The organism is Kaistia defluvii (assembly GCF_026343955.1).
Taxonomy (GTDB): Bacteria; Pseudomonadota; Alphaproteobacteria; order Rhizobiales; family Kaistiaceae; genus Kaistia; species Kaistia defluvii.
The window spans coordinates 85,458-107,388 of the sequence record NZ_JAPKNI010000006.1; the positions used below are offsets into that span (position 1 = coordinate 85,458).

Genomic DNA, 21,931 nt, shown 5'->3' on the forward strand with positions numbered 1-21,931 from the left:
CTGGAGGGGAGGGGCTGCGAGCGGAGGGACGGCAAGCGGAACAACTGCATAGCAAAAGCCCTCCCAGGGTCGAGAGGGCCGATCGTCGGGACAGACAGAAAGGAAGGCTCGCAAGGGCGCCAGCGCGCCCTCGCGAGACCGGATACGGTCCGGTGCCGCCGGTCAGCCGGCCAGCAGCTTGTCCATTTCCTCGATCGAGAGAGCACCCGGATGCCTGGACCCGTTGATGAAGAAGGTCGGGGTAGAATTGACGCCGAACTCGTTCGCACCGCGTTCCTTGACCGCGTTCACCGCATCGAGCAGGGCCTGGTTCTTCAGGGTGAGCTCGAAGGTCTCTTGCGTGAAGCCGACCTGCTTGGCGAGGTCGAGCAGGGCGGGAACCGGGTTCTCGACGAAAGCCCACTTCTCCTGCTGGTCGAACAGCAGGTCGACCATCGGGAAGAAGTTATCGTTGGGGGCGGAATGCGCCAGCATGATCGCGGCGGTGGCCAGCGGATCGAGCGGGAAATCCCGCATGATGAAGTGGACCTTGCCCGTGTCGATGTACTTTTCCTTGAAGGGCTTCCAGGTCGTGTCGTGGAAATGCTTGCAGTGCGAGCAGGTCAGCGACATGTACTCGACGACCGTGATGGGAGCCTTGGGATCGCCCATCATGTTGTCGCCAAGCGGGCCCGGCTTCAGCAACGCTGCGAGGTCGACCGTGTCCGCGGCCTGGGCCGAAGCCGGCAGCATCGAAACGGCGCCGATGGCGAGAACGCCGACACCAGCCTGGCCGAGAAACTGTCTGCGATTGAACTTCAAGATCCTGCATCTCCTTTTGCCCCGGCGCTGCAATGGCGTCCGGACAGCGGAACGAATGACACGCTTGGCGGGAAACCTACCACATCAAATGTGGCGTTTCTCGTTAAGTTGAACACGCCGGCCCTTGCCCGCGCGGCTCAGGACCGCCGGGAGGCGCCATAGACGCCGCGACCCAGGCGCTCGAGCGCCTGGCGCAATCCCTCGCTCTCCACCGAGGCAACGGTGTCGACGACGCGGGCTTCATCGGCTTTGGAAAGCGGGGCGGGCGCCACCGTGGCCTTGCGCGGTGTCGCGACGACGCCCTGCACGATCTTGAGCTGCGACACGGCTCCGAAACCGAGAAAGCCGTTGATCCGGTCGAGAATCACGCCGGTCTCGTGCTGCAGATAGATCGCCATGCCCGAATCGACCCGGATGACCAGCGTCGCGCCGGCCGGCGCCTTGGCCTGGTCGCGCCGCGGCCAGGTGATCTTTTCCGGCATTGTGGTCGTGGCGTAGCGCGGACCGACAATGTCGGCCCAGGACGAGATCAGGTCGGCCGTGGCGAAGCCGCGCTTGGCGCAGACCGGGGCTATCACGCTGCCGATCAGCGCGCCGATCGATCGCGGCCCGCGGTTGACCTTGGGGTTGGTGTTGTCGCTCATGGTCGTCTTGTCGCACGATGCTGGGGCGCTGTGAACGTACCGCCCGTCAGGGATTCGCTGATTCCGTGAAAACGTCTCAGCGACGATTTGATTAATGTCAATGAAATCAATATCTTACGAATAGGTTCCGGCTTCTTGACACGGGTAGGAGGCGTCACTATGGTGCGCGCGGTTTCGGGGCGGTAATAAGCTTTGTGAGGCTTTCTCGGTACTTGGCAAGGATGACGCGATGAGCGACACGGGTTCGCCGAGTGACGAAGAGAAGATCAGGCGGATGGCCGAGGACGAAGCCGCGCTGTCGGCGAGGCTGCGGGCGCTGAGTCAGAAGCTGGATAAGGCCTCTGAGGAAGCGAAGGCAGCCGAACGGGCTCAGCCATCGAACGAAGTCAATGCGCAGGGCATGCGCCTGGCGTTTCGGATCGTTGGAGAGTTCGTCTCGGGCGTGCTGGTCGGTGCCGGACTTGGCTGGTTGTTCGACCGCTGGCTTGGTACGTCCCCCTGGGGGATGATCGTGCTCTTGCTGCTTGGGTTCGTCGCGGGCGTCCTGAACGTCTTGCGCGCGGTCGGCAAGGTTGCGCCGCCGGAAGCCCGGCAGGTGTCGAGCCGGGCTAAGAAGAAGTAGGTATCCATAGGGTCGCGGCACTGGCCGCGATCAGACTCAGGCGAAGAAGGCGGGCTCGGTGGCTAACGATCCGATCCATCAGTTTCACATTCAGGAATATTTCCCGCTCGGCCAGTTCGGCGGAATGGAATTCCATTTCACCAACTCCGCCTTCGCCATGGGGGCGACGGTCGCCATCGTGACGGGTTTCCTCCTGCTCGCCACGTCGAAGGCGAGCCTGGTCCCGGGGCGGCTGCAGTCGGTCGCCGAAATGGCCTATGAATTCGTTGCCAGCACGCTCCGATCGAGCGCTGGCAAGGAGGGGATGCGGTTCTTCCCTCTCGTGTTCTCGCTGTTCATGTTCATCCTGGTGGCGAACTTCTTCGGAATGTTCCCCTATTTCATGACGGCGACCAGCCAGATCATCGTGACCTTCGCCCTGGCGATGACGGTCATGCTGACCGTGGTTGTCTATGGCTTCATGCGCCATGGCTTCGGCTTCCTCGGCCTGTTCGTGCCGCATGGCGTTCCGATGGCGGTGGTGCCGCTGGTGTCGGCGATCGAGGTCATCTCGTTCCTGTCCCGCCCGATCAGCCTCTCGGTTCGTCTCTTCGGCAACATGCTTGCCGGTCACATCACGCTCAAAGTCTTTGCCGGTTTCGTTGCCAGCATGGCCTCGCTCGGCGCCATTGGCGTCGGCGGCGCGATCCTGCCGCTGGTCATGACGGTCGGCCTGACGGCACTCGAATTCCTGGTGGCATTCCTCCAGGCCTACATCTTCACGGTCCTTACCTGCATGTATCTGAACGACGCCCTCCATCCCGGGCATTGATCAGCAGGTCGGCGAAGGTACACGTTCTTCCAACCCGAAATTACGACTTCAAGGAGCATAAAATGGAAGCGGAAGCTGCAAAGTTCATCGGTGCTGGTCTTGCCTGCTTCGGCATGGCCGGAACGGCTCTCGCCCTCGGCAACATCTTCTCGAGCTACCTGACGGGCGCGCTGCGCAATCCGTCGGCTGCTGACGGCCAGTTCGGTCGCCTCATCCTCGGCTTCGCCGTGACGGAAGCGCTCGGCATCTTCTCGCTGCTCGTCGCTCTGCTCCTGCTCTTCGTGGTCTGATCCCGTCAGGCCGTCTTCGGGCGGCCGGGTGAAGCCTCATGCGGCGGCCTCGTGCCGTCGCATGTGTTTTAGTTTACGATCTGGGGTCTTCGATGACTTGGTTCATCTCGCCTGCCCACGCACAGGACGCCGCGCCCGCGCCGGCGCCTGCCGTCGTTCCGCCGGCGCCGACTGAGACACATACCGAGGTCGGGCACGAGGCAGGGGTGAAGGCGCCGTTCCCACCCTTCGACACGCAGAAGTACCCGTCGCAGATCCTTTGGTATGTGATCTTCTTCGGCCTGCTCTATCTGCTGATGAAGCGCTTCCTGGTGCCGCGGCTCAGCACCATCGTCGAGGGCCGCGCAGCGCGGATCTCGGGCGACATGGAAGAAGCCCAGCGCCTTCGTGTCGAGTCCGACAAGGCACTTGGCACCTACGAGAAGGCGCTGGCTGACGCCCGCACGGCTGCCCACGCCATCGCGCAGGCCGGCACGGACGAGGCGAAGGCCGCCGCCGTCAAGCAGCGTGCCGATATCGAGTCCTCGCTCAGCGCGAAGCTCGAGGAAGCCGAAGCGCGGATCGGCGAGATCAAGGCCAAGGCTCTTGGTGACGTCGGTGCGATCGCCGAGGAAACCGCCGCTGCCGTTGTCGCGGCGCTTTCGGGCCAGCAGCCGAGCTCGGACGAGGTGGCAGCCGCCGTCTCTTCCGTGTCGTCGAAGTAAGGGGCAGGACCATGCATATCGATGCTTCCTTTTTCGCCCTTGTCGGCCTGATCCTTTTCTTCGTGCTGCTGGCTTTCGTCGGCGTGCACACGAGCATCGGCAAGGCGCTCGACAAGCGGTCCGAGAGCATTGCCAAGGACCTGGACGACGCCAAGCGTCTCCGTGAGGAAGCGGCGGCTCTGCTCGCCGACTACCAGAAGCGGGCGCGCGAGGCCGAGGCCGAGGCTCAGACCATCGTCGAGAAGGCCCGTCGCGAAGCCGCGGCGCTGGCCGATGAGGCGAAGGTCCAGATGGAAGATTACGTCACGCGCCGCACCAAGATGGCCGAGGACAAGATCACCCAGGCCGAGCATCAGGCTCTGCAGGAAGTGAAGGCGCTTTCTGCCGATGTCGCGATTGCGGCCGCCGAGAAGATCCTGTCGGCCAAGCTCAAGGGCGCGGCCGGCGCCGATATGGTTGCCTCGTCGATCGCCGACGTGAAGAACCGCCTGAACTAGACGAGGACTTCCTCGTTGAGACAGTCAACGCCGTCGGCTCTGCCGGCGGCGTTTTCGTTTGCGAGCGCGGCGCGCACCGGCGCGAAGCTGGTGCGGTGCAGCGGGCAGGCGCCCAGCCTGGCCAGCGCGGCGAGGTGAACCGCCGTGCCGTAGCCGACATGGCGCTCGAAACCGTAATCGGGATAATGCGCGGCCGCGCGGATCATCATCCGGTCGCGCGAGACCTTGGCGACGATCGAGGCGGCCGCGATCGACACGGAGCGGCCGTCGCCCTTGACGAATGCCTCACCGCGGCAAGAGAGGCCGGGCGGCACATCAATGCCGTCGACGATGACGTGATCGGCGACATGCGACAGGCCATTTACCGCGCGGGCCATCGCCCAGAGCGTTGCCTGGCGGATGTTGGTCGTATCGATGCGGAGCACGGAGGCCGCGACCACGGAGACATGCGCCGTGGCCATGATCTGCTCGAAAAGCGCTTCGCGCGCCGCGGGTGTCAGCTTCTTCGAATCATTCAGCCCGTCCGGAATCCGCCTGGGATCGAGGATGACCGCGGCCGCCACCACCGGCCCGGCGAGCGGGCCACGCCCGACCTCATCGACGCCGGCGATGGCCTTGTGCCCGGCCCGGCGCAGGCGTCGTTCGATCGCGTCGGTTGGGACCGGCGGAAGTTCGAACAGAAGCTGTGATTCGGATGCGCGTGCCATTTCGGCAAAATCCCCGACGCTGGGGTTGAATGCAAGCGTGGCCGGCACCGAGCCAGACGGGGGGATGCGTCAGGGTCGAATGAAAAGAGGCGCCGGGTTGCCCCGGCGCCTTCGAATGCAAGCCTGCGCCGCTATGGGACGAATTCAGCCAACCAGCTGGCGGAACTCGTTCTTGATGAAATTGCCGACCCGCTTGCCGCGATTGCGCGCCTTCTCGAAGGCGGTCTGGTCGACGAAATAGGTATGCAGGATGCTGTCGCGCGAAGTCGGCAGCACCCCGGTGGGATCGACCGAATGCCACGTATTGTCGCCGACCGCGAAGGCATAGCCGTGGTTCGGAATGAACTCCATCTGCTTCACCCGGGTGAAACCACCCTCGGGTTCGCGGGAGGAAAACACCGTACCGACGCCATTCAGAGATTCGTCGCGCGGGAGGTACATCTGGACGGTGATTCCCTTCCAGCGCGTATCCGTGTGCTCCTTGATGCGGTAGCCCGACGTATCGCGCGTGAGCATCGGGATCGGGAAGAAATCCGACGGTCTATAGGCGCTGCCGAACCGGCGCTTGAGGCCGGGCTCCAGCCGCTCGACAAAGGCGTCCCGCACCGGAACCGAGCAGAGCGCGGCCCCCACCAGGTTCCATAGAACCTTCCGGCGCCCTTCGAGATGGCGCAGATACTCCGGAAACAGGTCGACCTTGACGCGCGTGGCGCTGCCGTCGTCGCGGATGTTGACGTTGCCCCGACCGGCGAGCGCGCGGAAATGCCCGGCCGACGGCATCAGTTCCTGCATCTCGGCATATACATCGGCCGGAAAGATGCCGTCGAGCACCAGATGGTAGAACGGATCTTCGAACGCCTCGGCCGCGCGGACCGCCTGGGCGATGTGGCTGACCAGATAGTCGAGATCGGTGGTCGTGGACTTGAGCACGGTCGCCCCCACAAGAAGAATGCAATTGTGAGTATGTTAGTCAGCAAAGTAGCGCGCCGCAATGGCATCGGAAGGCTGGGGCGCGCATCGCCGACCTGTCAAACCCGCGTCGGCGCTATTTTACCTTGAGCCGGATCATCACGGCACGGCCGCCTGCTTCGAGGTCGACGCGCCGCACTTCGACGCCGGCAACCGTTTCCATCAGGTCGACCAGTTTGCGGAAGCCGTAGTTGCGCGGATCGAAATCCGGCATCCGCTTGAACAGGATCTGACCGACGGGACCCAGATGCGCCCAGCCATCGTCGCCCGAAACATCCTCGATCGCGGCGAAGATCTCGTCGCGCGGCAATCGCGGCGTCGACTTGGCCGGTTCCTTGGCCGCCTTGGCCGCAGGGCCGTCATTCTTCTCCTGGCGCTCCTCGGCCAGAAGCAGGTCGCAATAGAAGAAGCGATCGCAGGCGGCGACATAGGGCTTGGTCGATTTCTGCTCGCCGAAGCCGTAGACGACGAGGCCATCCTCGCGGATCCGGCTGGCAAGAGTGGTGAAATCGCTGTCGCTGGACGCGATGCAGAAGCCGTCCAGCCCCTTCTCGTGCAGCATGTCCATCGCCTCGATGGCGAGCTTCATGTCGGTCGCGTTCTTGCCGACGGCGGCCGGCGGCACATGGACCGGCGTCAGCGCATGCGAATGCAGCAGTGGTTGCCACTGGTTCATCGCGCTGGAGGCGAAGTGGCCATAGACGCGGCGGATGACGACCCGGCCGATGGTCGAGGCCTCGCGAATGATGATCGGAAGGAAGTCGGCCCGGACATTGTCGGCATCGATCAGCAGAGCGAGCTTCTGCGTCGCCCCAGGAAGTTGTTCTGCCAATTCTAACTCCGATCGTCGCATGAGGGCGGCCGATGGACAACGGCGCCGGGCGCCTGCCGCCAGCGCGCCAGATCGCCCTTGTTACCACAGATGGCGTCGGAGAGCGCCGTGACTAGAACAGGCTGAGCTGCGCCGGGGCCTCGCGAGGTGGGGAAAACAGGTCCGTGCGAAGCTTCAGGTGGCGCCGGTTCAGCCCCAGGCGCTGCGCCGCGATCTCGAAGCGGCGGCCGATCTGCCAGGCATAGGGGCCTTCGCCCTTCTGCCGCTTGCCGAACTCCGAATCGTAGTCCTTGCCGCCGCGCATCGAGCGCAGGACCGAAAGGACATGGCGGAAGCGGTCGGGATAGTGGCGCAGCAGCCATTCCTTGAAGATCTCGCTTACCTCGAGCGGCAGGCGCAGGATCACGTAGCCGGCCTCCGTCGCTCCGGCGGCGACGGCTGCGTCGAGAATGCGTTCGATCTCCGAGTCATTGAGGGCTGGAATGACCGGGGCGACCAGGACGCCGACCGGAACGCCGGCATCCGCCAGGCCGCGCAACGCGTCCAGACGGCGACCGGGCGTGGCCGCCCGCGGCTCCATCGTGCGCGCCAGCTGGCGGTCGAGCGTCGTGATCGACAGCGCCACCTTGGCCAAGCCGCGCTCCGCCATCCGCCCGAGAATGTCGGCGTCGCGCAGCACCAGCGCCGACTTCGTCACGATGCCGACGGGATGGTTGAAGTGGTCCAGCACCTCGAGGATGTCGCGCATCATCCGGTGCTGCCGCTCGATTGGCTGATACGGATCGGTATTGGTGCCGATGGCGATCGTGCGCGGCTTGTAGCCGGGGGCGCAAAGCTCCTTCTCCAGCAGCTTGGCGGCGTCCGGCTTGTAGAAAAGCTTCGATTCGAAATCGAGCCCGGGCGACAGGCCCATATAGGCGTGGGTCGGCCGGGCAAAGCAGTAGGAGCAGCCATGCTCGCAGCCGCGATAGGGATTGATCGACCGGTCGAAGGCGAGATCCGGCGAATCGTTGCGCGTGATGATCGTCTTCGCCTTCTCCGGCATCACTTCCGTCTTGAACGGCGGCAGTTCATCCAGCGTCTGCCAGCCATCGTCGAATGGGATTGACTGGAACTTCTCAAAGCGCCCAGAGCTGTTGCTCTGGGCGCCCCGTCCGCGTCGACGGTCAGGATCGATCGGCGCGGCATGGGTTGGGTCCGCCGGCAGGAGCAGCGGGTCGAGATGCGGGGGAAGGGAGCGGGCGAGCGACATGCAACGATGCATACGCCCAACGAAAGAACAAAACAAGAACAAGCTGCATTGCGACGCAACGTCTCGGCGGATTCGTCTCGCAGTCGCAAAAAACTCGGTCTAAGATCGAAATGATGATCAGCGTGATCCTTTCCACTCACAACGATGAAATGGCGTTGGCGCACGCGCTGGCGGCACTGGTCCCGGCTGCGGCTGACGGCATGGTGCGCGAAGTGATCGTGGTCGATGCGCGCTCGACGGATGATACGCTGGCGGTCGCGGATGCGGCCGGCTGCAAGATCCTCGTGGGTACCGGCGATCGCGGCGCCGACCTCGCGGCGGGCGCCGCCAAGGCGCGCTCCGACTGGCTGCTGTTCCTGTCGCCCGATGTGATGCTGGAGCCCGGCTGGCAGCGCGAGGCGCGCGACTTCATCGATCGGCTTGCGATGTCAGGGGCGGGGGCCAATCGTGCCGCCTCGTTCCGCCACGCCAATGCCGGTTTCGGCTGGCGGGCCCGGTGGGCGGAAGTCCGCGCATCGGTCCGCTCGCGCCTGTTTGCGTCGCCGTCGCGCATGGAGGGCCTGCTGGTCTCGGCCAGCCTCTACCGCACGGTCGGCGGGCATCGGGCCCGGCCCGGCAATGTCGATGGCGATCTCGCGCGCCGCATCGGTCGTGCCCGGCTGTCCTTCCTTCGTGCCCGTGCCGTGTCGAGCGCGGCGGTTGCCTGATCAGCCCTTCAGCTTGCCGCGCTTCAGGTGTTCATCCAGACGCGGCATGATCTCGACGAAATTGCAGGGCCGGCTGCGATAGTCGAATTGCACGCGGATGATCCCGTCCCAGGCATCCTTGCAGGCGCCGGGCGATCCCGGAATGGCGAAGATGAAGGTCGAGTTGGCGACGCCGGCCGTAGCGCGGGACTGGATCGTCGACGTGCCGATCTTGTCGTAGCTGATCCGGTGAAAGACCGCGGAAAAGCCGTCCATCCGCTTCTCGAACAAGGGCTCCACGGCGTCCGGCGTCACGTCTCGGCCGGTGAAGCCGGTTCCACCCGTCGTGAGGATCACGTCGATCTCGGGGTCCTGGATCCAGCAGGTGACGATGGTTCGTATCTCGTCTACATCGTCGGGAACGATCGCCCGCTCGGCCAGGATATGGCCGGCGCCGACGATCCGGTCGGCCAGGATCCGGCCGGACTTGTCGTCCTCCAGCGAGCGCGTGTCCGAGACAGTCAGCACGGCGAAGCGGACCGCAATGAAGGGGAGGCTCTCGTCGGGGGTGGCCATGGCTGGATCCTCGGTCGCATGTCTCGGGACCAGACATAGCCCGCGCCGGGGGGCGAGGAAAGTGGCGGCTAGGAAGCTTGCGTGCGGGTCGGGACGACCCACCATCCGGGATGACCGACGCGGATCCGCGCGGCGGCCCGGTCCACGCTAGCCATATCGGGGAAAAGTCCGAACACGGTGGCGCCGGACCCGGACATTCGCGCCAGCAGACATCCTGGCTCGGCATCGACCCTGGCGATCACATCGGCGATCGGCGGCAGGGCGGTGATGGCCGGGGCCTCGAGGTCATTGCGCGTCGCGCGGAGCCATGCGGCCACTGCGGCACTATCGGCGAAGGCGGAGGGAATAGGCGGAAGCGCCGGATTGTCGGCCCGCTCGAGCCGCTTGAAGACGGTCGGCGTGGACACGGCGACGCCGGGGTTCACCAGCAGCATCGGCAGGGCGGGCAGGCCGGACACCGGCTCGAGGATCTCGCCAATGCCGCTGGCGCGAGCGGGCGTGGAGAGCAGGCACATCGGCACGTCGGCGCCAAGCGATGCCGCCAGCGCCGCAAGCTCGCTGGCGCGTGCGTCGGGGAGGGGAGCTATCGCGCCCAGCAGGCGGAGCGTCGCCGCCGCATCGGCCGATCCGCCGCCGATCCCGGATGCGACGGGTAGCCGCTTGGTGAGGCGCAGGGCGAGGCCGCCGATCCGGCCGCCGGCCGCGGCATGGGCGCGCGCGGCGCGCAGAACCAGATTGTCCGGCCCGATCGCGAGCCCCGCCGCGAACGGCCCCAGGATGGCAAGGGAGGGCTCCGGGGCGGCTGGGTCGGCGATCGCCTCGATGGTGTCGCCGATCGCCGCGAACGCGACGAGGCTGTCGAGCCGATGATAGCCATCGGCGCGCCGGCCGATGACGTGCAAAGCGAGATTGACCTTCGCCGGGGCGAAGGCCGATCCGAGCACGGAGCCCGGCTCGGCGCCGCTCCAGTCGTCTGCCGTCACTGCGCCGTGTCGAACTGCGGAATGTCGATGACGAGGCCCGGAACGATGACGTTCGGGTTGGGCAGCTTGTCACGATTGGCATCGATCAGCCGGCTGTAGAGCTCGCCGTCGCCATAGACCTTGAGCGCGATCTTCCACAGGCTGTCGCCGGCGCTGATGGTGATCCGGCTCGGACCCTCGGCGTGCGGCGAAGCGGCCTTGCCGGAGGCGGAATCCGCCTTGGCTGGCTCGGACTTGCCAGCCTCACCTTTGGCTGCGTCGCTCTTGTCAATCGCAGCCTTCTCTTCTGCCTCGACCTTGTCGAGCCCCTTGGCCAGCTTGGCGAGGATACGCGCCTTGTCGGTCGGCTCGGGGTTCAGGTCGCGCGCATGCGCCCACTGGAACGTCGCTTCGAGCTTGCGCCCGACCTTCCAGTAGGCGTCGCCGAGATGGTCGTTGATGGTGGCGTCGTCGGCCTTGATCGTGATGGCGCGCTCGAGCTGGGCGACCGCCTCCTCGAACTTGTTCTGCTTGTAATAGGCCCAGCCCAGGCTATCGACGATGTAGCCGTCATTCGGGCGCAACTCGACCGCCTTCTTGATCATGTCGGTGGCGCGGTCGAGATTGAGGCCGCGATCGATCCAGCTATAGCCGAGATAGTTCAGCACCTGCGGCTCTTCCGGGGTGATTTCCAGCGCCTTGAGGAAATCGGCCTCGGCCTTCGCCCACTGCTGCGCGCGCTCATAGGCGATGCCGCGGAAATAGTAGATCAGCCAGTTGCGGGGATTATCCTCGGTGATCGCATCGATCGCCCGGGTATAGAGCTTGGCTGCCTCGTCATAGCGCTTGGCGGTGCGGTTGATCGTCGCCAGCGTGGTCAGGGCGTCGATGTCGCGCGGGTTCGCGGCGATCAGGCTCTTGAGGCGTTTGATGGCCTGGTCCGGCTTGCCGGCGGCGTCCAGGCTGAGGGCAACCTGAAGATCGGCATTGCGCCGCAGCGGCGAGGTCTTCGGAACCTTGTCGAAGATCGGGATCGAACGCTCGAAGCGCTGCGCGTTCTGCGTCAGGTCGCCGAGCGACATGATCACGAGTTCGTTGGTCGGTTGCAGGTAGTTTGCCAGCCGGAGATAGATCGTCGCGAGGTCGGCGCCGCCATTCTCGCTGCCGATCGCCGAGCCGAGACCGTAGAGGACTTCGCCGGCGCCTTCCTGGGCGTTGCGAACCATCGGGGCAGGCTTTCTGCCGGCAGCGAGGTCCTTTTGAAGGGCGGCGACCAGCGGGTGGCCGACGCTGTTCTGGGTGAAACTGTCGAGCGCCTGCTTCGCCTGATCGAGCTTGCCAGCTCGCGCCAGGATTCTGGCATAGGCTTCCGTGACACGCAGCGAGCCGCCCTCGGCCTCATAGGCCGTGGTGATCGCCTTCACCGCCGCGTCCGTGCGGCCGGCATTCTCGTTGATCAGCGCGATGTTGAAATTCTTGAACACCGAATACCATTCGGGGCCCTGCAGCGTCTCGACGATCTTGAGCGCCGCGTCGGTCTCGCCCTGGCCCTGCGCCGCCCAGGCAGAAAGCAGGCCGGACGAGATGTTGGCGAGAGGGCCGCGATCGCTCTTGCCGAGATGCTTGCTGGCTTCGGCGAATTTCTTCGACTTGAGCGCCTTCACGCCGAGGACCATCTGGCCCATCCGCATCTCGGGATTCAGCTCGACCAGCCGTTCGGCCAGCGGAATGGCCCGGTCGATGTGACCATTGGCGATCAGCAGCGTGAAGGTCCGCTCCATCAGGATCGGATTGTCCGGATCCTGGCTCAGCGCCTCCTCGAACAGCGCGGTCGCCGAATCGTAGTCCTGGGCGGAGATGGCGCTCAAAGCGGCCAGATAGCTGCCCGTCAGTGTGGGCATCGCGTCGTCGAGCAGTTCGGACACGGACGTCTCGGCCCGCGCCGCCGCGCCGGCCAGAAGGCTGGTGCTGGCGAGCAGCGCAAGACAGATGGCCGCGGAACGCAGCGGGCGGACAAGGGAAGGCAGCGTGCGACGCATCGAAATCCTGTCTGATACCGAGTGTTGGTATAGAACCTCGATCCCGAGGCTGGCCAAAGAGGATGGCGCTTTTGCGACCACCCCGCAACCCGTGGCGAATGAACTCATGGCCGCCGGGGCGCCATGCGTTCAGCCGCCACGTTCGTCAGTGCGCCCGCTCGATGCAGAAGTCGATGACTTCCAGCAGCGATGACTTCCAGCCGCTGTCCGGGAAGGTGGCCAGCGCATCGCGCGCGACCGAGCCGAAATGGCGGGCGCGCTCGATGGTCTCGTCGATGGTCTTGTGCGAGCGAAGCAGCGCGATCGCCTTTTCCAGGTCGCCGTCCTGGATGTCGCCATTCTCCAGCGTGCGCTGCCAGAAGGCGCGCTCGGCTTCCGAGCCGCGCCGGTAGGCCAGCACGACCGGCAGGGTGATCTTTCCCTCGTGGAAGTCGTCGCCGACATTCTTGCCGAGATCGGCAGAGTTGCCGCCATAGTCGAGTGCATCGTCGATCAGCTGGAAGGCGAGGCCGAGATTGGTGCCATAGGATCGGAACGCGGCGCGGGCATCGCGGCCCTTGTCGGCGATGATCGGTCCGACTTCGGCGGCGGCCGAGAACAGCGCCGCCGTCTTGGCCTTGATGACGGCCAGATACTCGTCCTCGGTGGTCGCCATGTTCTTGGCGGCCGAAAGCTGCATCACCTCGCCCTCGGCGATCACGGTGGCGGCAGCCGAAAGGACGTCGAGCGCGTCCAGCGAGCCGACCTCGACCATCATGCGGAAAGCCTGGCCCAGGAGGAAGTCGCCGACCAGGACGCTGGCCTGGTTGCCCCAGACCATCCGCGCCGTCTGCTTGCCACGCCGCATCTCGCTCTCGTCGACGACGTCGTCATGCAGCAGCGTGGCCGTGTGCATGAACTCGACGCTCGCCGCGAGCTTCACATGCGCATCGCCGTGATAGCCGGACATGCGCGCGGCCGCGAGCGTCAGCATCGGGCGCAGGCGCTTGCCGCCGGAGGAAATGAGATGCTGGGCGACCTCGGGGATCATCTCCACATCAGATCCGGCCTTGGACAGGATGATCTGGTTCACCAGATCCATGTCGGCCGATACTAGCGCGACGAGAGGCTCGATCCGGGCTGCGCCCTTCTTCTTGCTCTCGTCGAGCGGAACTACCAATCCCACGGGCAACGCTCCCGGTTCGCCTCTGTTTCGCCGGGGACAATAGGGGGCGAGCGGGATCGGAACAAGTGACACGATGGCTCACGGAGGCAACCAAGTCGCGGTTCGCGGCTTTTCCTGCTGCAACGCAGGACGGACGTTGCCGCGATCGACGCCGCATTGCTGCCAGGCCCGGCCGGCCTTAGGCTTGTGAAGACGGTATAGGGCCGTCGACAACCCCTGAGGGGACATGGAAGAACTCATCCGTACCAACGACATCGTCATGATTTCCTTCGTCGAAGCCCTGCTCCGGGATGCCGGCATCGAACACATGGTCGTCGACCAGAACATGAGCGTCATGGAAGGCTCGCTCGGCGTGCTGCCGCGCCGCGTCCTCGTCCTCGCCGAGGAGATGGCGGATGCGCGCCAGTTGCTGACCGACGCCGGTGTCGGTGGCGAACTGCCGGAGGAACGGTAGGCGATGCTCGACGTGCCGCTCGAGACGACGGTCGACGCCTTCTTGGGTGGCCGGGTGGAGGCGATCCAGCCGGCGCGTGGTCATCACCGCTCCGGGCTCGACGCCGTGTTCCTCGCCGCCGCGATGGGGCCATCCCTGCGTGGACGTGTCATCGACATGGGCGCCGGGGCGGGGGTTGCCGGGCTGTCGCTTGCGGCGCGCGCCGATCACGCCCGCCTGGTGCTGGCGGAACGCGAGGCGGAACTCGTGGCCTGCGCGGAGCAGGCGCTGACGCGGCCGGCCAATGCCGGCTTTGCGGATCGCGTCGAGGTTGTTGGCGTCGATCTTCTTGCTGGCAGCGCCCGCCAGGCCGCGGCGCTGTCGCCGGAGAGTTTTGACCATGCACTGATGAATCCTCCCTTCCACGACCATGGCCGCGTTCGAGCCTCGCCGGATGATTTTCGCGCCCGCGCCCACGTGCTGGAGCGGGGCGGGCTGGACGACTGGTTCCGGGCCGCCGCCGCGCTCGTTCGGCAGCAGGGAACGCTGGCCGCCATCCTGCCCGCCGACCGCCTGCCGGCGGTTCTGGCCGCCTGCGACGGCCGGTTCGGGGGACTGGCGGTCCTGCCGCTGCATCCGCGAGCCGGCGAAGCCGCGAACCGGGTTCTGGTCCGGGGCACCAAGGGCAGCCGGGCGGCCATGCGCCTGCTGCCGGGCCTCGTTCTGCACGGCAGCGCCGGCTCCGCGTATCTGGCCGGCCCGGCCGCGATCCTGCGCGAGGGCGCCTCGATCGTCGATATCCATCCTGTCTGGTCCGACCCGCAATGGGGCGAGACCGCAACCAATTCTTCGTGAAGGTCAGATCGCCGTGCTCCAGGATCTCAAAACCTCGCTCTCAAGGGTTATTCCTGCCCGCTTCCGCAAGGAAGAGGTTGTCGTGCCGGTGGTTCGGCTCTCGGGCGTCATCGGCGCTGTGTCGCAATTTCGCACAGGCCTCACGCTCTCTGGCGTCGCACCGCAGCTGGAGCGCGCCTTTTCGATGAAGAACGCGCCGGTGGTGGGGATCCTGATCAATTCGCCCGGCGGTTCGCCGGTGCAGTCGCATCTGATCTTCAAGCGCATTCGCGCGCTGGCCGAGGAGAACAAGAAGGAAGTCGTTGTCGCGGTCGAGGACGTGGCCGCCTCGGGCGGCTATCTGATCGCGCTTGCCGGCGACGTCATCATCGTGGACCAGAGCTCGGTCGTGGGCTCGATCGGCGTGGTCTCGGCCGGCTTCGGCTTCGAGAAGCTGATCGAGAAGATCGGCATCGAGCGGCGCGTCTATACGGCGGGAGAGAGCAAGGCGATGCTCGATCCGTTCAAGCCGGAGAAAGAAACCGACATCCAGCATCTGAAGTCGCTGCAGCGCGACGTGCACGACATGTTCATCGATCTTGTCCGCGCCCGCCGGGGCGAGCGGCTCGCCGACGATCCGACGCTGTTCTCCGGCGCGTTCTGGTCGGGCACGCGGGGGCTCGAGCTCGGTCTGATCGACCGGATCGGCGATCTCCGTTCTTATTTGCGCGGTCGTTTCGGCGACAAGGTGCGCATGGTTCTGGTCGCGCCGAAGCGCGGCGTGTTGGCGCGGTTTGGCGGCGGCGGAGCCGGCGGCCTTGCCTCTGCCGCTATTGCGGCCAATATGGTGGATAGTGCGGTCTCGACGCTGGAGGAACGCGCGCATTGGAGCCGGTTCGGGCTTTAGGCGCAGGCCGGGTTTCCCCGGTATCGTTCAGCGGATGGATCGAGCGGGCCGAGGGCTCGACAGGGAAGGGATTGGGATGATGCCGCAGGTTCTGATGTTGGCGCTTCTGGGGACGCTGGGCGTCATTACGGCCCGTACCCTGATGAAGTCGCGCGAACGCGTCGCGGTCCGCATGCGCGAAGCAGAGCGCGCCATGGCAAAGCGGCCGATGGCGACTCTGGTTCAGGATCCGGTGACCGGCATCTATCGTCCCAGCGACCGATTCTAGCCTGCATCTCCGCCGAGTTCTCGGCCGAGATGCAAGGATCTAGAACAGGCGGCGGACAGCGCGCGTATTGTTCGCGCACTTGCGCTCGGCGGCATGCCGGGCGTTTCGCGTGATTCCCTCACAGCTGGAAGGCGACCGGTAGTTCGGATCGCTGTCGTTCGGGCAGACGCACGCCATCGCCTGCGTCAGGCAACGAGACGGCATGTTGGCATAGCCATATTCCCCGCAGCTTGCCGAACGCATGCCGCCATCGCCGCCATCGGGACCACCCGGCACGGTGGAGGAGGACGAGGACGGGGTGCGCGACGGCGCGGCGGTCTGGGCGATGGCGGGGGACAGGTCGGCGACAAACAGACCGGCAATTGCCAAAGCGGCGATGGAGAGAGCGAGACGTTTCGTCATGATGGGCTCCTTTGAGCTGCCACCGATGACGACGCGAATCCCGGCTCGACACCCTGTCGTCCGCGCGCCGATGCGATCTCTTTTGGGGATCCTGCGCCGTGCATGTCTGCCCGGTCGATGGCAGGAACACCATCGCTGTTTCCGAGGAACGGCAATATGACCGGGGTCACAACATCGCGGCCCCGGCCCCTTCAGACGGAATTACCCAACTCGCACAAAAGCTACTGTCCGTAGAGCGGAGGCTCCCCATAGAGGGGCGGTTGCCCGTAGAGGGGTGGTCCTCCGCAATACCAGGGGGCGTTGGCGTATCCGTAGATCGAGCAATTGTAGTCCGGCATGCTGCTGCTGCCGCCGCCTCCCGTCAGGTTCCGAATAATCCGGCTCGGTGTTGGTGTCGGCGGAGGAGTGGGATCTGGCTCAGGCTGGCCATGCCCATGGCCGGGCCAGCCGCCGGGCCAACCTCCGGGCCAGTGTGGGTGTCCTGACCCGCCGCCGTGGTTCCCATGGCCATTGCCAGTCCATTTGCTGTGGTTTGATCCGGAACCGTGTCCCGAGCTGGAACCACCGTTGCTGCCGTCCGGACCCTTGCCGCCCCAGGAACCGGATCCACCTCCATTGTTCATGCCGCCCCAGGAAGCGGAACCGCTCCCATTGCCCGCGCCGCCCCCATAGTTGGAACCAGCACCTACGCTGCCCATGCCGGAACTGGAGCCGAAAGGGCCGCTATTGGCCAAGGCTGGCGCGACTGCGAGCGAAAGTGCGGCAGCGGCAGCTAGCGCAACATATCTGGTTTGATGTGCCATGATGGTGTGCTCCTTGAGCCATGCCATCGGCAGCGACGTGCAACCCGAGCGACCTCACAGCCGCTCGCGCGCCGCATGAGACCTGAAGGTACTTCTATCGGGGGGTGGTTCCCCCGGCCGAGGGCAAGCGGGAAACATCTCTCTTTCCTGATCAGGATCAAGAATTCCCGGCCTCAAAACGCTGTGACGTAGCGTGATCGAGTTGCCACCAGCAGGAGAGATCGTGGCGCGGCCAGCCCTCCCGATGGGGGAGGGCTGGCCGGATTGCGGCGGATTAGCCGCTCACTTTCGAGAAGTCGGCAACCGTCAGCGTGGCGCTTCGGATGGCGTTCAGCAGGCGCAGCCGGTTGGCGCGAACCTCCGGCTCCTCGGCATTGACCAGAACGGCCTCGAAGAAGGCGTCGACCGGCGCGCGCAGTCGGGCGAGCGCGGCGATGGCGCCTTCATAGTCCTCCCGCGCCACAGCGCCTTCCGCTTCGGCACGGGCCGTCGCGATCGCCATATGCAGCGCGCGTTCCTCAGAAAGCTTCAGGTGAGCGGCATCGACCGCCCCCTCGAAGCTGTCGCCTTTCTTCTCCTCGGCCTTGAGGATGTTGGCGGCGCGACGATAGCCGGCGAGCAGGTTCTTGCCGTCCTCGGTTTCGAGGAACGTGCCGAGCGCCTCGACGCGGCGGGCGATCAACTGGACATCGTCCTGATTGCCCAGGCCGAACACCGCGTCGACGAGATCGTGCCGGGCGCCCTGGTCGCGAAGCTGGACCTTGAGACGATCGGCGAAGAAGGCGATCAGGTCGGCGATGATCTCGGGCGTCTTCGCGTCGAGATCGCGGCGCAGCCGGCGGCCGAAGCTCTCCAGCGCGTTGTCGAGGTCCTGTTCGCCATCCACATCCTCGCTGGAGACCTGGCTCTGCCGGCTCTCGAACGAGGTCAGGGCTTCCGACTCGGTCTGGTCGTTATAGCCGTCGATCGCGTGGGCGAGCGCCACGTTGAGCGGCAGTTTGGCGTCGATCGACAGCGCGATGCGGATGACGCCGAGCGCGGCGCGTCGCAGCGCATAGGGGTCCTTGCTGCCGGTCGGCTTTTCGTCGATCGCCCAGAAGCCGGTGAGCGTGTCGAGCTTGTCGGCCAGTGCCACGGCAATCGCGACGGGATCGGTCGGCACGCGGTCGCCGGGGCCCTGCGGCTTGTAGTGGTCCTCGATCGCCGCGGCGACGGAATCGTCCTCACCCTGCGCGATGGCGTAGTAGCGCCCCATCAGGCCCTGGACTTCCGGGAATTCGCCGACCACCTCGGTGACGAGGTCGGTCTTGGCGAGCAGGGCGGCGCGCTTTGCCTTGTCGACATCGGCGCCGACCAGCGGCGCGATCGCGGCGGCGAGCTTCTGCAGGCGCAGGATGCGCTGCGACTGCGTGCCGAGCTTCTCGTGGAACACGATCTGGTCGAACTTCGGCAGACGATCCTCGAGGCGGGTCTTCAGGTCGGTGTCGTAGAAGAACTTGGCGTCCGACAGGCGGGCGCGGATGACGCGGCCATTGCCGGCGGTAATCGCCTCGCCGCCATCGATCGCCTCGATGTTGGAGATCAGCACGAAGCGGTTGGCGAGTTCGGTCGTGCCGGGCTTGCGGACGACGAAGCACTTCTGGTTGGCGCGGATGGTGGCGCGGATGACTTCCGGCGGAATCGAAAGGAATTCTTCCTCGAAGGTGCCGACCAGGACCACCGGCCACTCGACGAGGCCCGCGACTTCCTCGAGCAGGCCCTCGTCCTCGACCAGTTCCAGCCCGAGCGCGAATACACGGTCGCGCGCGTCATGCAGGATGACGTCCTTGCGGCGATCGGCGTCGAGAATGACGGAGGCGTTGTCGAGCTTGTCGACATAATCGTCGAAGCGCTTCACCGGAATCGCGCTCGGCGCGATGAAGCGGTGGCCGTGGGTGATGTTGCCCGAGCGGATGCCGTCGATTTCGAAATCGATGACTTCCGGTTCTTCGGTCTCCGGCCCGAAAGTGCAGACGATCGACTGGAGCGGTCGCACCCATTGCAGCTTGCCGGTGCCCCAATGCATGGATTTCGGCCAGGGGAAGGCGCGGATGATGGCGGGGATCGCGCTGGCGAGCACGTCCTTGGTGTCGCTGCCCGGCTTGTGGATATGGGCGACGTAGAAATCGCCCTTCTTCGGATCGGAGTGGATATGCGCCTGGTCGAGCGAGGTCAGCCCGGCGCCACGCAGGAAGCCCTGGATCGCGGCGTCGGGGGCGCCGACCTTCGGTCCCTTGCGGTCCTCATGGGTCGCGGCCGAATGCGTCGGGATGCCGCTGACGGTCAGGGCGAGGCGGCGCGGCGTCGAGAACGCCTTGGCGCCCTCGTAATGCAGGCCTGCCTCGACGAGCGCGTCGGTGACGAGCTTCTTCAGGTCTTCCGCCGCCTTGCGCTGCATGCGGGCGGGGATTTCTTCCGAGAAGAGTTCAAGCAGAAGATCGGGCATTTATTCTTTTCCCCCGGCTGCGGTTTCCAGCCAGGCTGCGCCGCAGGCCTTGGCCAGTTCGCGGACGCGCAGGATGTAGCTCTGGCGTTCGGTGACCGAGATCACGCCGCGCGCGTCGAGCAGGTTGAAGGCGTGGCCTGCCTTGAGGCACTGGTCATAGGCCGGCATGGTCATGCCGCCCGCGGCGAGCAGCGCCTGGCATTCCCGTTCGCAATCGGCGAAGCGGCGGAAGAGGATTTCCGTGTCGGCGAACTCAAAATTGTGCCGCGAGTATTCCTGCTCGGCCTGCTTGAAGACGTCGCCATAGGTGACCTTCTCGTCGCCCTCGCGGCCGTTGAAGTTCAGGTCATAGACGTTGTCGACGCCCTGCACATACATGGCGAGGCGTTCGAGGCCGTAGGTCAGCTCGCCCGAGACGGGATTGCACTCGATGCCGGCGACCTGCTGGAAATAGGTGAACTGCGACACTTCCATGCCGTCGCACCAGCACTCCCAGCCGAGGCCCCAGGCGCCAAGCGTCGGGTTTTCCCAATCGTCCTCGACGAAGCGCACGTCATGCAGCGCCATGTTGATGCCGATGGCGCGCAGCGAGTCGAGATAGAGATCCTGCAGGTTCGGCGGGTTCGGCTTCAGGATCACCTGGAACTGGTAATAGTGCTGCAGCCGGTTCGGGTTCTCGCCATAACGGCCGTCCTTCGGCCTGCGCGAGGGCTGCACATAGGCGGCCTTCCACGGCTTGGGACCGAGCGACCGCAGCATGGTCGAGGGATGCGAAGTACCGGCGCCCACTTCCATGTCATAGGGCTGCAGGATCGCGCAGCCGTAATCGGCCCAGAAGCGCTGCAGCGTCAGGATCAGGCCCTGGAAGGACCGGTCAGGGCGCATGTGGGGAGGAAGTGTTTCGAACACCGGCAAACCTTGAGAAAATCGGACGCGCGGCGTAATGCGACGCGAAGGCGGCGCACCCTAATCGCCCGGCGCCCGCCCGGTCAAGGAAGCGCCGGAATCCGGCACGGCGCAAGCAGAAGGCCGGGGAGGGTTGAAGCGCGATCCGGCCGTTTCATGTCGCCGCAGCCTTATCGAAGCGGCCTCGACTTCCTATGATCGTGGAAGCGTTGTATTCGCAGCCGAAACGAGGAGATATCCCATGCCCGACTTCAAGGCCGTCCTGATCCAGAAGGACGCGAGCGGCGGCCAGTCGGTCGGCTTCGCGACGCTTAGCGACGCGGATCTGATGGAAGGCGACGTCACGGTGCGCATCGAGCGCTCGACGGTCAACTACAAGGACGGCCTGGCGATCACGGGCCGGGCGCCGGTCGTGCGCCGCTTTCCCATGGTGCCGGGCGTCGACGGCGTCGGCATCGTCGAGCAGTCCTCGGCGCCGGGCTACAAGCCGGGAGATAGGGTGCTGCTGAATGGCTGGGGCGTCGGCGAACAGCATCTGGGCGCCTGGGCCGAACGGGCGCGCTGGAAGAGCGACTGGCTGATTTCATTGCCCGCCGGCTTCTCGCCGGATGAAGGCATGGCGATCGGCACGGCCGGCTATACCGCGATGATGGCGGTGATGGCGCTGGAACGCCACGGCATCCATCCGCCCGCCGGGCCCGTGCTCGTCACCGGCGCTGCCGGGGGCGTCGGTTCGGTTGCCGTCGCGCTCCTTGCCGGCCTCGGCTATCACGTCGTCGCCTCGACGGGCCGCCCGGAGGAGACCGACTATCTCAAGGGGCTCGGCGCGGCCGAGATCATCCCGCGCGCGGAGCTGAACGGTCCCGGCAAGCCGCTGGCGCGCGAACGCTGGATTGGCGCGATCGACGTCGTCGGCGGTCAAACCCTGGCCAATCTGCTGTCGATGATCCGCTATGACGGCGCGGTGGCGGCCTGCGGTCTGGCCGGCGGCATGGAATTACCGGCCACGGTGGCGCCGTTCATCCTGCGCGGCGTCACGCTGTACGGTATCGATTCGGTCTATGTGCCGAAGCCGGTCCGCATCGCCGCCTGGGATCGGCTCGACCGCGACCTCGACCGGGCTCAACTCGCCGCCATGACGAAGCGTATCCCTTTCGACGGCGTCATCGACGCCGCGCGGCAGATCGTCGACGGCAAGATCCGGGGCCGCCTGGTGGTGGAGATCGGGTAGGGGAGAGCGCAACCCTATTGGGGATCGAAGCCGCTTCGGACCCTTCGCGGGTTGCCCGGCGAAGCCGCCAGCAGCAAGAGGCTCTGCCGTCGCCTCACCCGCGCC

General features: G+C 65.6%; 24 protein-coding genes. 11 read left to right on the forward strand and 13 right to left on the reverse strand.

Annotated elements, in window-relative coordinates; genetic code table 11:
• Positions 1–162: 162 nt before the first annotated feature.
• Together OSH10_RS16345 and OSH10_RS16350 are read right to left on the reverse strand one after the other, a co-directional pair.
• The gene (locus OSH10_RS16345) at positions 163–801 is read right to left on the reverse strand and encodes a DsbA family protein (protein ID WP_266332964.1); all 639 of its coding nucleotides are present in this window, start codon (positions 799–801) and stop codon (positions 163–165) included.
• A 137-nt stretch (positions 802–938) separates the two neighbouring features.
• Positions 939–1,445 (reverse strand): DUF721 domain-containing protein, encoded by a 507-nt coding sequence (locus OSH10_RS16350; RefSeq protein ID WP_266332965.1) that lies wholly within the window; start codon positions 1,443–1,445, stop codon positions 939–941.
• 229 nt (positions 1,446–1,674) lie between these two features.
• Here OSH10_RS16350 and OSH10_RS16355 point away from each other — a divergent pair, with 229 nt between their 5' ends.
• From OSH10_RS16355 to atpF, 5 genes are all read left to right on the forward strand, one after another.
• The gene (locus OSH10_RS16355; protein ID WP_266332966.1) at positions 1,675–2,067 is read left to right on the forward strand and encodes an AtpZ/AtpI family protein; all 393 of its coding nucleotides are present in this window, start codon (positions 1,675–1,677) and stop codon (positions 2,065–2,067) included.
• Positions 2,068–2,125: 58 nt separating this feature from the next.
• Positions 2,126–2,878: a F0F1 ATP synthase subunit A gene (locus OSH10_RS16360; RefSeq protein ID WP_266332968.1), complete on the forward strand. Its 753-nt coding sequence runs from the start codon at positions 2,126–2,128 to the stop codon at positions 2,876–2,878.
• 62 nt (positions 2,879–2,940) lie between these two features.
• Positions 2,941–3,168: a F0F1 ATP synthase subunit C gene (locus OSH10_RS16365; RefSeq protein WP_266332970.1), complete on the forward strand. Its 228-nt coding sequence runs from the start codon at positions 2,941–2,943 to the stop codon at positions 3,166–3,168.
• Positions 3,169–3,260: 92 nt separating this feature from the next.
• On the forward strand, positions 3,261–3,872 hold the full coding sequence (locus tag OSH10_RS16370) for a F0F1 ATP synthase subunit B (RefSeq protein WP_266332971.1): 612 nt from the start codon (positions 3,261–3,263) through the stop codon (positions 3,870–3,872).
• Positions 3,873–3,883: 11 nt separating this feature from the next.
• Entirely contained in the window at positions 3,884–4,369 is a 486-nt protein-coding gene (gene atpF / locus OSH10_RS16375) for a F0F1 ATP synthase subunit B (protein WP_266332972.1), read from the forward strand.
• On the opposite strand, the gene OSH10_RS16380 is transcribed toward atpF, so the two are convergent.
• The 4 genes from OSH10_RS16380 to OSH10_RS16395 all read right to left on the reverse strand — a co-directional run bounded on the left by OSH10_RS16380 (position 4,366) and on the right by OSH10_RS16395 (position 8,141).
• The gene (locus OSH10_RS16380; protein ID WP_266332973.1) at positions 4,366–5,076 is read right to left on the reverse strand and encodes a ribonuclease HII; all 711 of its coding nucleotides are present in this window, start codon (positions 5,074–5,076) and stop codon (positions 4,366–4,368) included. The genes atpF and OSH10_RS16380 overlap by 4 nt on opposite strands.
• Before the next feature lie 144 nt (positions 5,077–5,220).
• Entirely contained in the window at positions 5,221–6,006 is a 786-nt protein-coding gene (locus OSH10_RS16385) for a hypothetical protein (protein WP_266332975.1), read from the reverse strand.
• A 115-nt stretch (positions 6,007–6,121) separates the two neighbouring features.
• Positions 6,122–6,877, reverse strand: coding sequence for an NYN domain-containing protein (locus tag OSH10_RS16390; protein ID WP_266332977.1), 756 nt, complete (start codon positions 6,875–6,877; stop codon positions 6,122–6,124).
• A 112-nt stretch (positions 6,878–6,989) separates the two neighbouring features.
• On the reverse strand, positions 6,990–8,141 hold the full coding sequence (locus tag OSH10_RS16395) for a PA0069 family radical SAM protein (protein ID WP_407660724.1): 1,152 nt from the start codon (positions 8,139–8,141) through the stop codon (positions 6,990–6,992).
• Positions 8,142–8,242: 101 nt separating this feature from the next.
• Here OSH10_RS16395 and OSH10_RS16400 point away from each other — a divergent pair, with 101 nt between their 5' ends.
• Positions 8,243–8,836 (forward strand): glycosyltransferase, encoded by a 594-nt coding sequence (locus OSH10_RS16400; protein ID WP_266332980.1) that lies wholly within the window; start codon positions 8,243–8,245, stop codon positions 8,834–8,836.
• On the opposite strand, the gene moaB is transcribed toward OSH10_RS16400, so the two are convergent.
• The 4 genes from moaB to OSH10_RS16420 all read right to left on the reverse strand — a co-directional run bounded on the left by moaB (position 8,837) and on the right by OSH10_RS16420 (position 13,557).
• A complete protein-coding gene (gene moaB / locus OSH10_RS16405; RefSeq protein ID WP_266332981.1) occupies positions 8,837–9,391 on the reverse strand; it encodes a molybdenum cofactor biosynthesis protein B in 555 nt (184 codons plus the stop codon).
• A 68-nt stretch (positions 9,392–9,459) separates the two neighbouring features.
• Positions 9,460–10,374, reverse strand: a complete 915-nt coding sequence (locus OSH10_RS16410; protein ID WP_266332982.1) for a 4-(cytidine 5'-diphospho)-2-C-methyl-D-erythritol kinase — start codon at positions 10,372–10,374, stop codon at positions 9,460–9,462.
• Positions 10,371–12,392 (reverse strand): tetratricopeptide repeat protein, encoded by a 2,022-nt coding sequence (locus OSH10_RS16415; RefSeq protein WP_266332983.1) that lies wholly within the window; start codon positions 12,390–12,392, stop codon positions 10,371–10,373. The genes OSH10_RS16410 and OSH10_RS16415 overlap by 4 nt, the downstream gene beginning before the upstream one ends.
• Before the next feature lie 145 nt (positions 12,393–12,537).
• Complete coding sequence (locus OSH10_RS16420) at positions 12,538–13,557, reverse strand: polyprenyl synthetase family protein (RefSeq protein WP_266332984.1); 1,020 nt, start codon at positions 13,555–13,557, stop codon at positions 12,538–12,540.
• Positions 13,558–13,783: 226 nt separating this feature from the next.
• Between OSH10_RS16420 and OSH10_RS16425 the strand changes: the two genes are divergently transcribed.
• The 4 genes from OSH10_RS16425 (at position 13,784) to OSH10_RS16440 (ending at position 15,999) form a co-directional block, all read left to right on the forward strand.
• Complete coding sequence (locus OSH10_RS16425; RefSeq protein ID WP_266332986.1) at positions 13,784–14,011, forward strand: putative signal transducing protein; 228 nt, start codon at positions 13,784–13,786, stop codon at positions 14,009–14,011.
• Between the two features lie 3 nt (positions 14,012–14,014).
• A complete protein-coding gene (locus tag OSH10_RS16430; protein ID WP_266332988.1) occupies positions 14,015–14,845 on the forward strand; it encodes a tRNA1(Val) (adenine(37)-N6)-methyltransferase in 831 nt (276 codons plus the stop codon).
• A gap of 82 nt (positions 14,846–14,927) precedes the next feature.
• Entirely contained in the window at positions 14,928–15,731 is an 804-nt protein-coding gene (locus tag OSH10_RS16435; protein WP_266332990.1) for a S49 family peptidase, read from the forward strand.
• Positions 15,732–15,807: 76 nt separating this feature from the next.
• Positions 15,808–15,999: a hypothetical protein gene (locus tag OSH10_RS16440; protein ID WP_266332991.1), complete on the forward strand. Its 192-nt coding sequence runs from the start codon at positions 15,808–15,810 to the stop codon at positions 15,997–15,999.
• Between the two features lie 39 nt (positions 16,000–16,038).
• Here OSH10_RS16440 and OSH10_RS16445 read toward each other — a convergent pair whose 3' ends face one another.
• From OSH10_RS16445 to OSH10_RS16455, 3 genes are all read right to left on the reverse strand, one after another.
• Positions 16,039–16,401, reverse strand: coding sequence for a hypothetical protein (locus OSH10_RS16445; RefSeq protein WP_266332992.1), 363 nt, complete (start codon positions 16,399–16,401; stop codon positions 16,039–16,041).
• Between the two features lie 1,077 nt (positions 16,402–17,478).
• Positions 17,479–19,689, reverse strand: a complete 2,211-nt coding sequence (glyS, locus tag OSH10_RS16450; RefSeq protein ID WP_266332993.1) for a glycine--tRNA ligase subunit beta — start codon at positions 19,687–19,689, stop codon at positions 17,479–17,481.
• Entirely contained in the window at positions 19,690–20,574 is an 885-nt protein-coding gene (locus tag OSH10_RS16455; RefSeq protein WP_266332994.1) for a glycine--tRNA ligase subunit alpha, read from the reverse strand.
• Positions 20,575–20,836: 262 nt separating this feature from the next.
• On the opposite strand from OSH10_RS16455, the gene acuI reads away from it, so the two are divergent.
• On the forward strand, positions 20,837–21,826 hold the full coding sequence (gene acuI / locus OSH10_RS16460) for an acrylyl-CoA reductase (NADPH) (RefSeq protein WP_266332995.1): 990 nt from the start codon (positions 20,837–20,839) through the stop codon (positions 21,824–21,826).
• Positions 21,827–21,931: the final 105 nt, after the last annotated feature.

Excerpts from the sequence above, each read along its gene's own strand:
- OSH10_RS16365 (WP_266332970.1), top strand. The coding sequence starts at position 2,941 with ATGGAAGCGGAAGCTGCAAAGTTCATCGGTGCTGGTCTTGCCTGCTTC.
- OSH10_RS16425 (WP_266332986.1), top strand. The coding sequence starts at position 13,784 with ATGGAAGAACTCATCCGTACCAACGACATCGTCATGATTTCCTTCGTC.
- OSH10_RS16395 (WP_407660724.1), bottom strand. The coding sequence starts at position 8,141 with ATGCATCGTTGCATGTCGCTCGCCCGCTCCCTTCCCCCGCATCTCGAC.
- OSH10_RS16430 (WP_266332988.1), top strand. The coding sequence starts at position 14,015 with ATGCTCGACGTGCCGCTCGAGACGACGGTCGACGCCTTCTTGGGTGGC.
- OSH10_RS16350 (WP_266332965.1), bottom strand. The coding sequence starts at position 1,445 with ATGAGCGACAACACCAACCCCAAGGTCAACCGCGGGCCGCGATCGATC.
- OSH10_RS16355 (WP_266332966.1), top strand. The coding sequence starts at position 1,675 with ATGAGCGACACGGGTTCGCCGAGTGACGAAGAGAAGATCAGGCGGATG.
- OSH10_RS16440 (WP_266332991.1), top strand. The coding sequence starts at position 15,808 with ATGATGCCGCAGGTTCTGATGTTGGCGCTTCTGGGGACGCTGGGCGTC.
- OSH10_RS16380 (WP_266332973.1), bottom strand. The coding sequence starts at position 5,076 with ATGGCACGCGCATCCGAATCACAGCTTCTGTTCGAACTTCCGCCGGTC.
- OSH10_RS16455 (WP_266332994.1), bottom strand. The coding sequence starts at position 20,574 with ATGCGCCCTGACCGGTCCTTCCAGGGCCTGATCCTGACGCTGCAGCGC.
- glyS (WP_266332993.1), bottom strand. The coding sequence starts at position 19,689 with ATGCCCGATCTTCTGCTTGAACTCTTCTCGGAAGAAATCCCCGCCCGC.
- OSH10_RS16415 (WP_266332983.1), bottom strand. The coding sequence starts at position 12,392 with ATGCGTCGCACGCTGCCTTCCCTTGTCCGCCCGCTGCGTTCCGCGGCC.
- OSH10_RS16370 (WP_266332971.1), top strand. The coding sequence starts at position 3,261 with ATGACTTGGTTCATCTCGCCTGCCCACGCACAGGACGCCGCGCCCGCG.
- OSH10_RS16445 (WP_266332992.1), bottom strand. The coding sequence starts at position 16,401 with ATGACGAAACGTCTCGCTCTCTCCATCGCCGCTTTGGCAATTGCCGGT.
- atpF (WP_266332972.1), top strand. The coding sequence starts at position 3,884 with ATGCATATCGATGCTTCCTTTTTCGCCCTTGTCGGCCTGATCCTTTTC.
- OSH10_RS16400 (WP_266332980.1), top strand. The coding sequence starts at position 8,243 with ATGATCAGCGTGATCCTTTCCACTCACAACGATGAAATGGCGTTGGCG.
- acuI (WP_266332995.1), top strand. The coding sequence starts at position 20,837 with ATGCCCGACTTCAAGGCCGTCCTGATCCAGAAGGACGCGAGCGGCGGC.
- moaB (WP_266332981.1), bottom strand. The coding sequence starts at position 9,391 with ATGGCCACCCCCGACGAGAGCCTCCCCTTCATTGCGGTCCGCTTCGCC.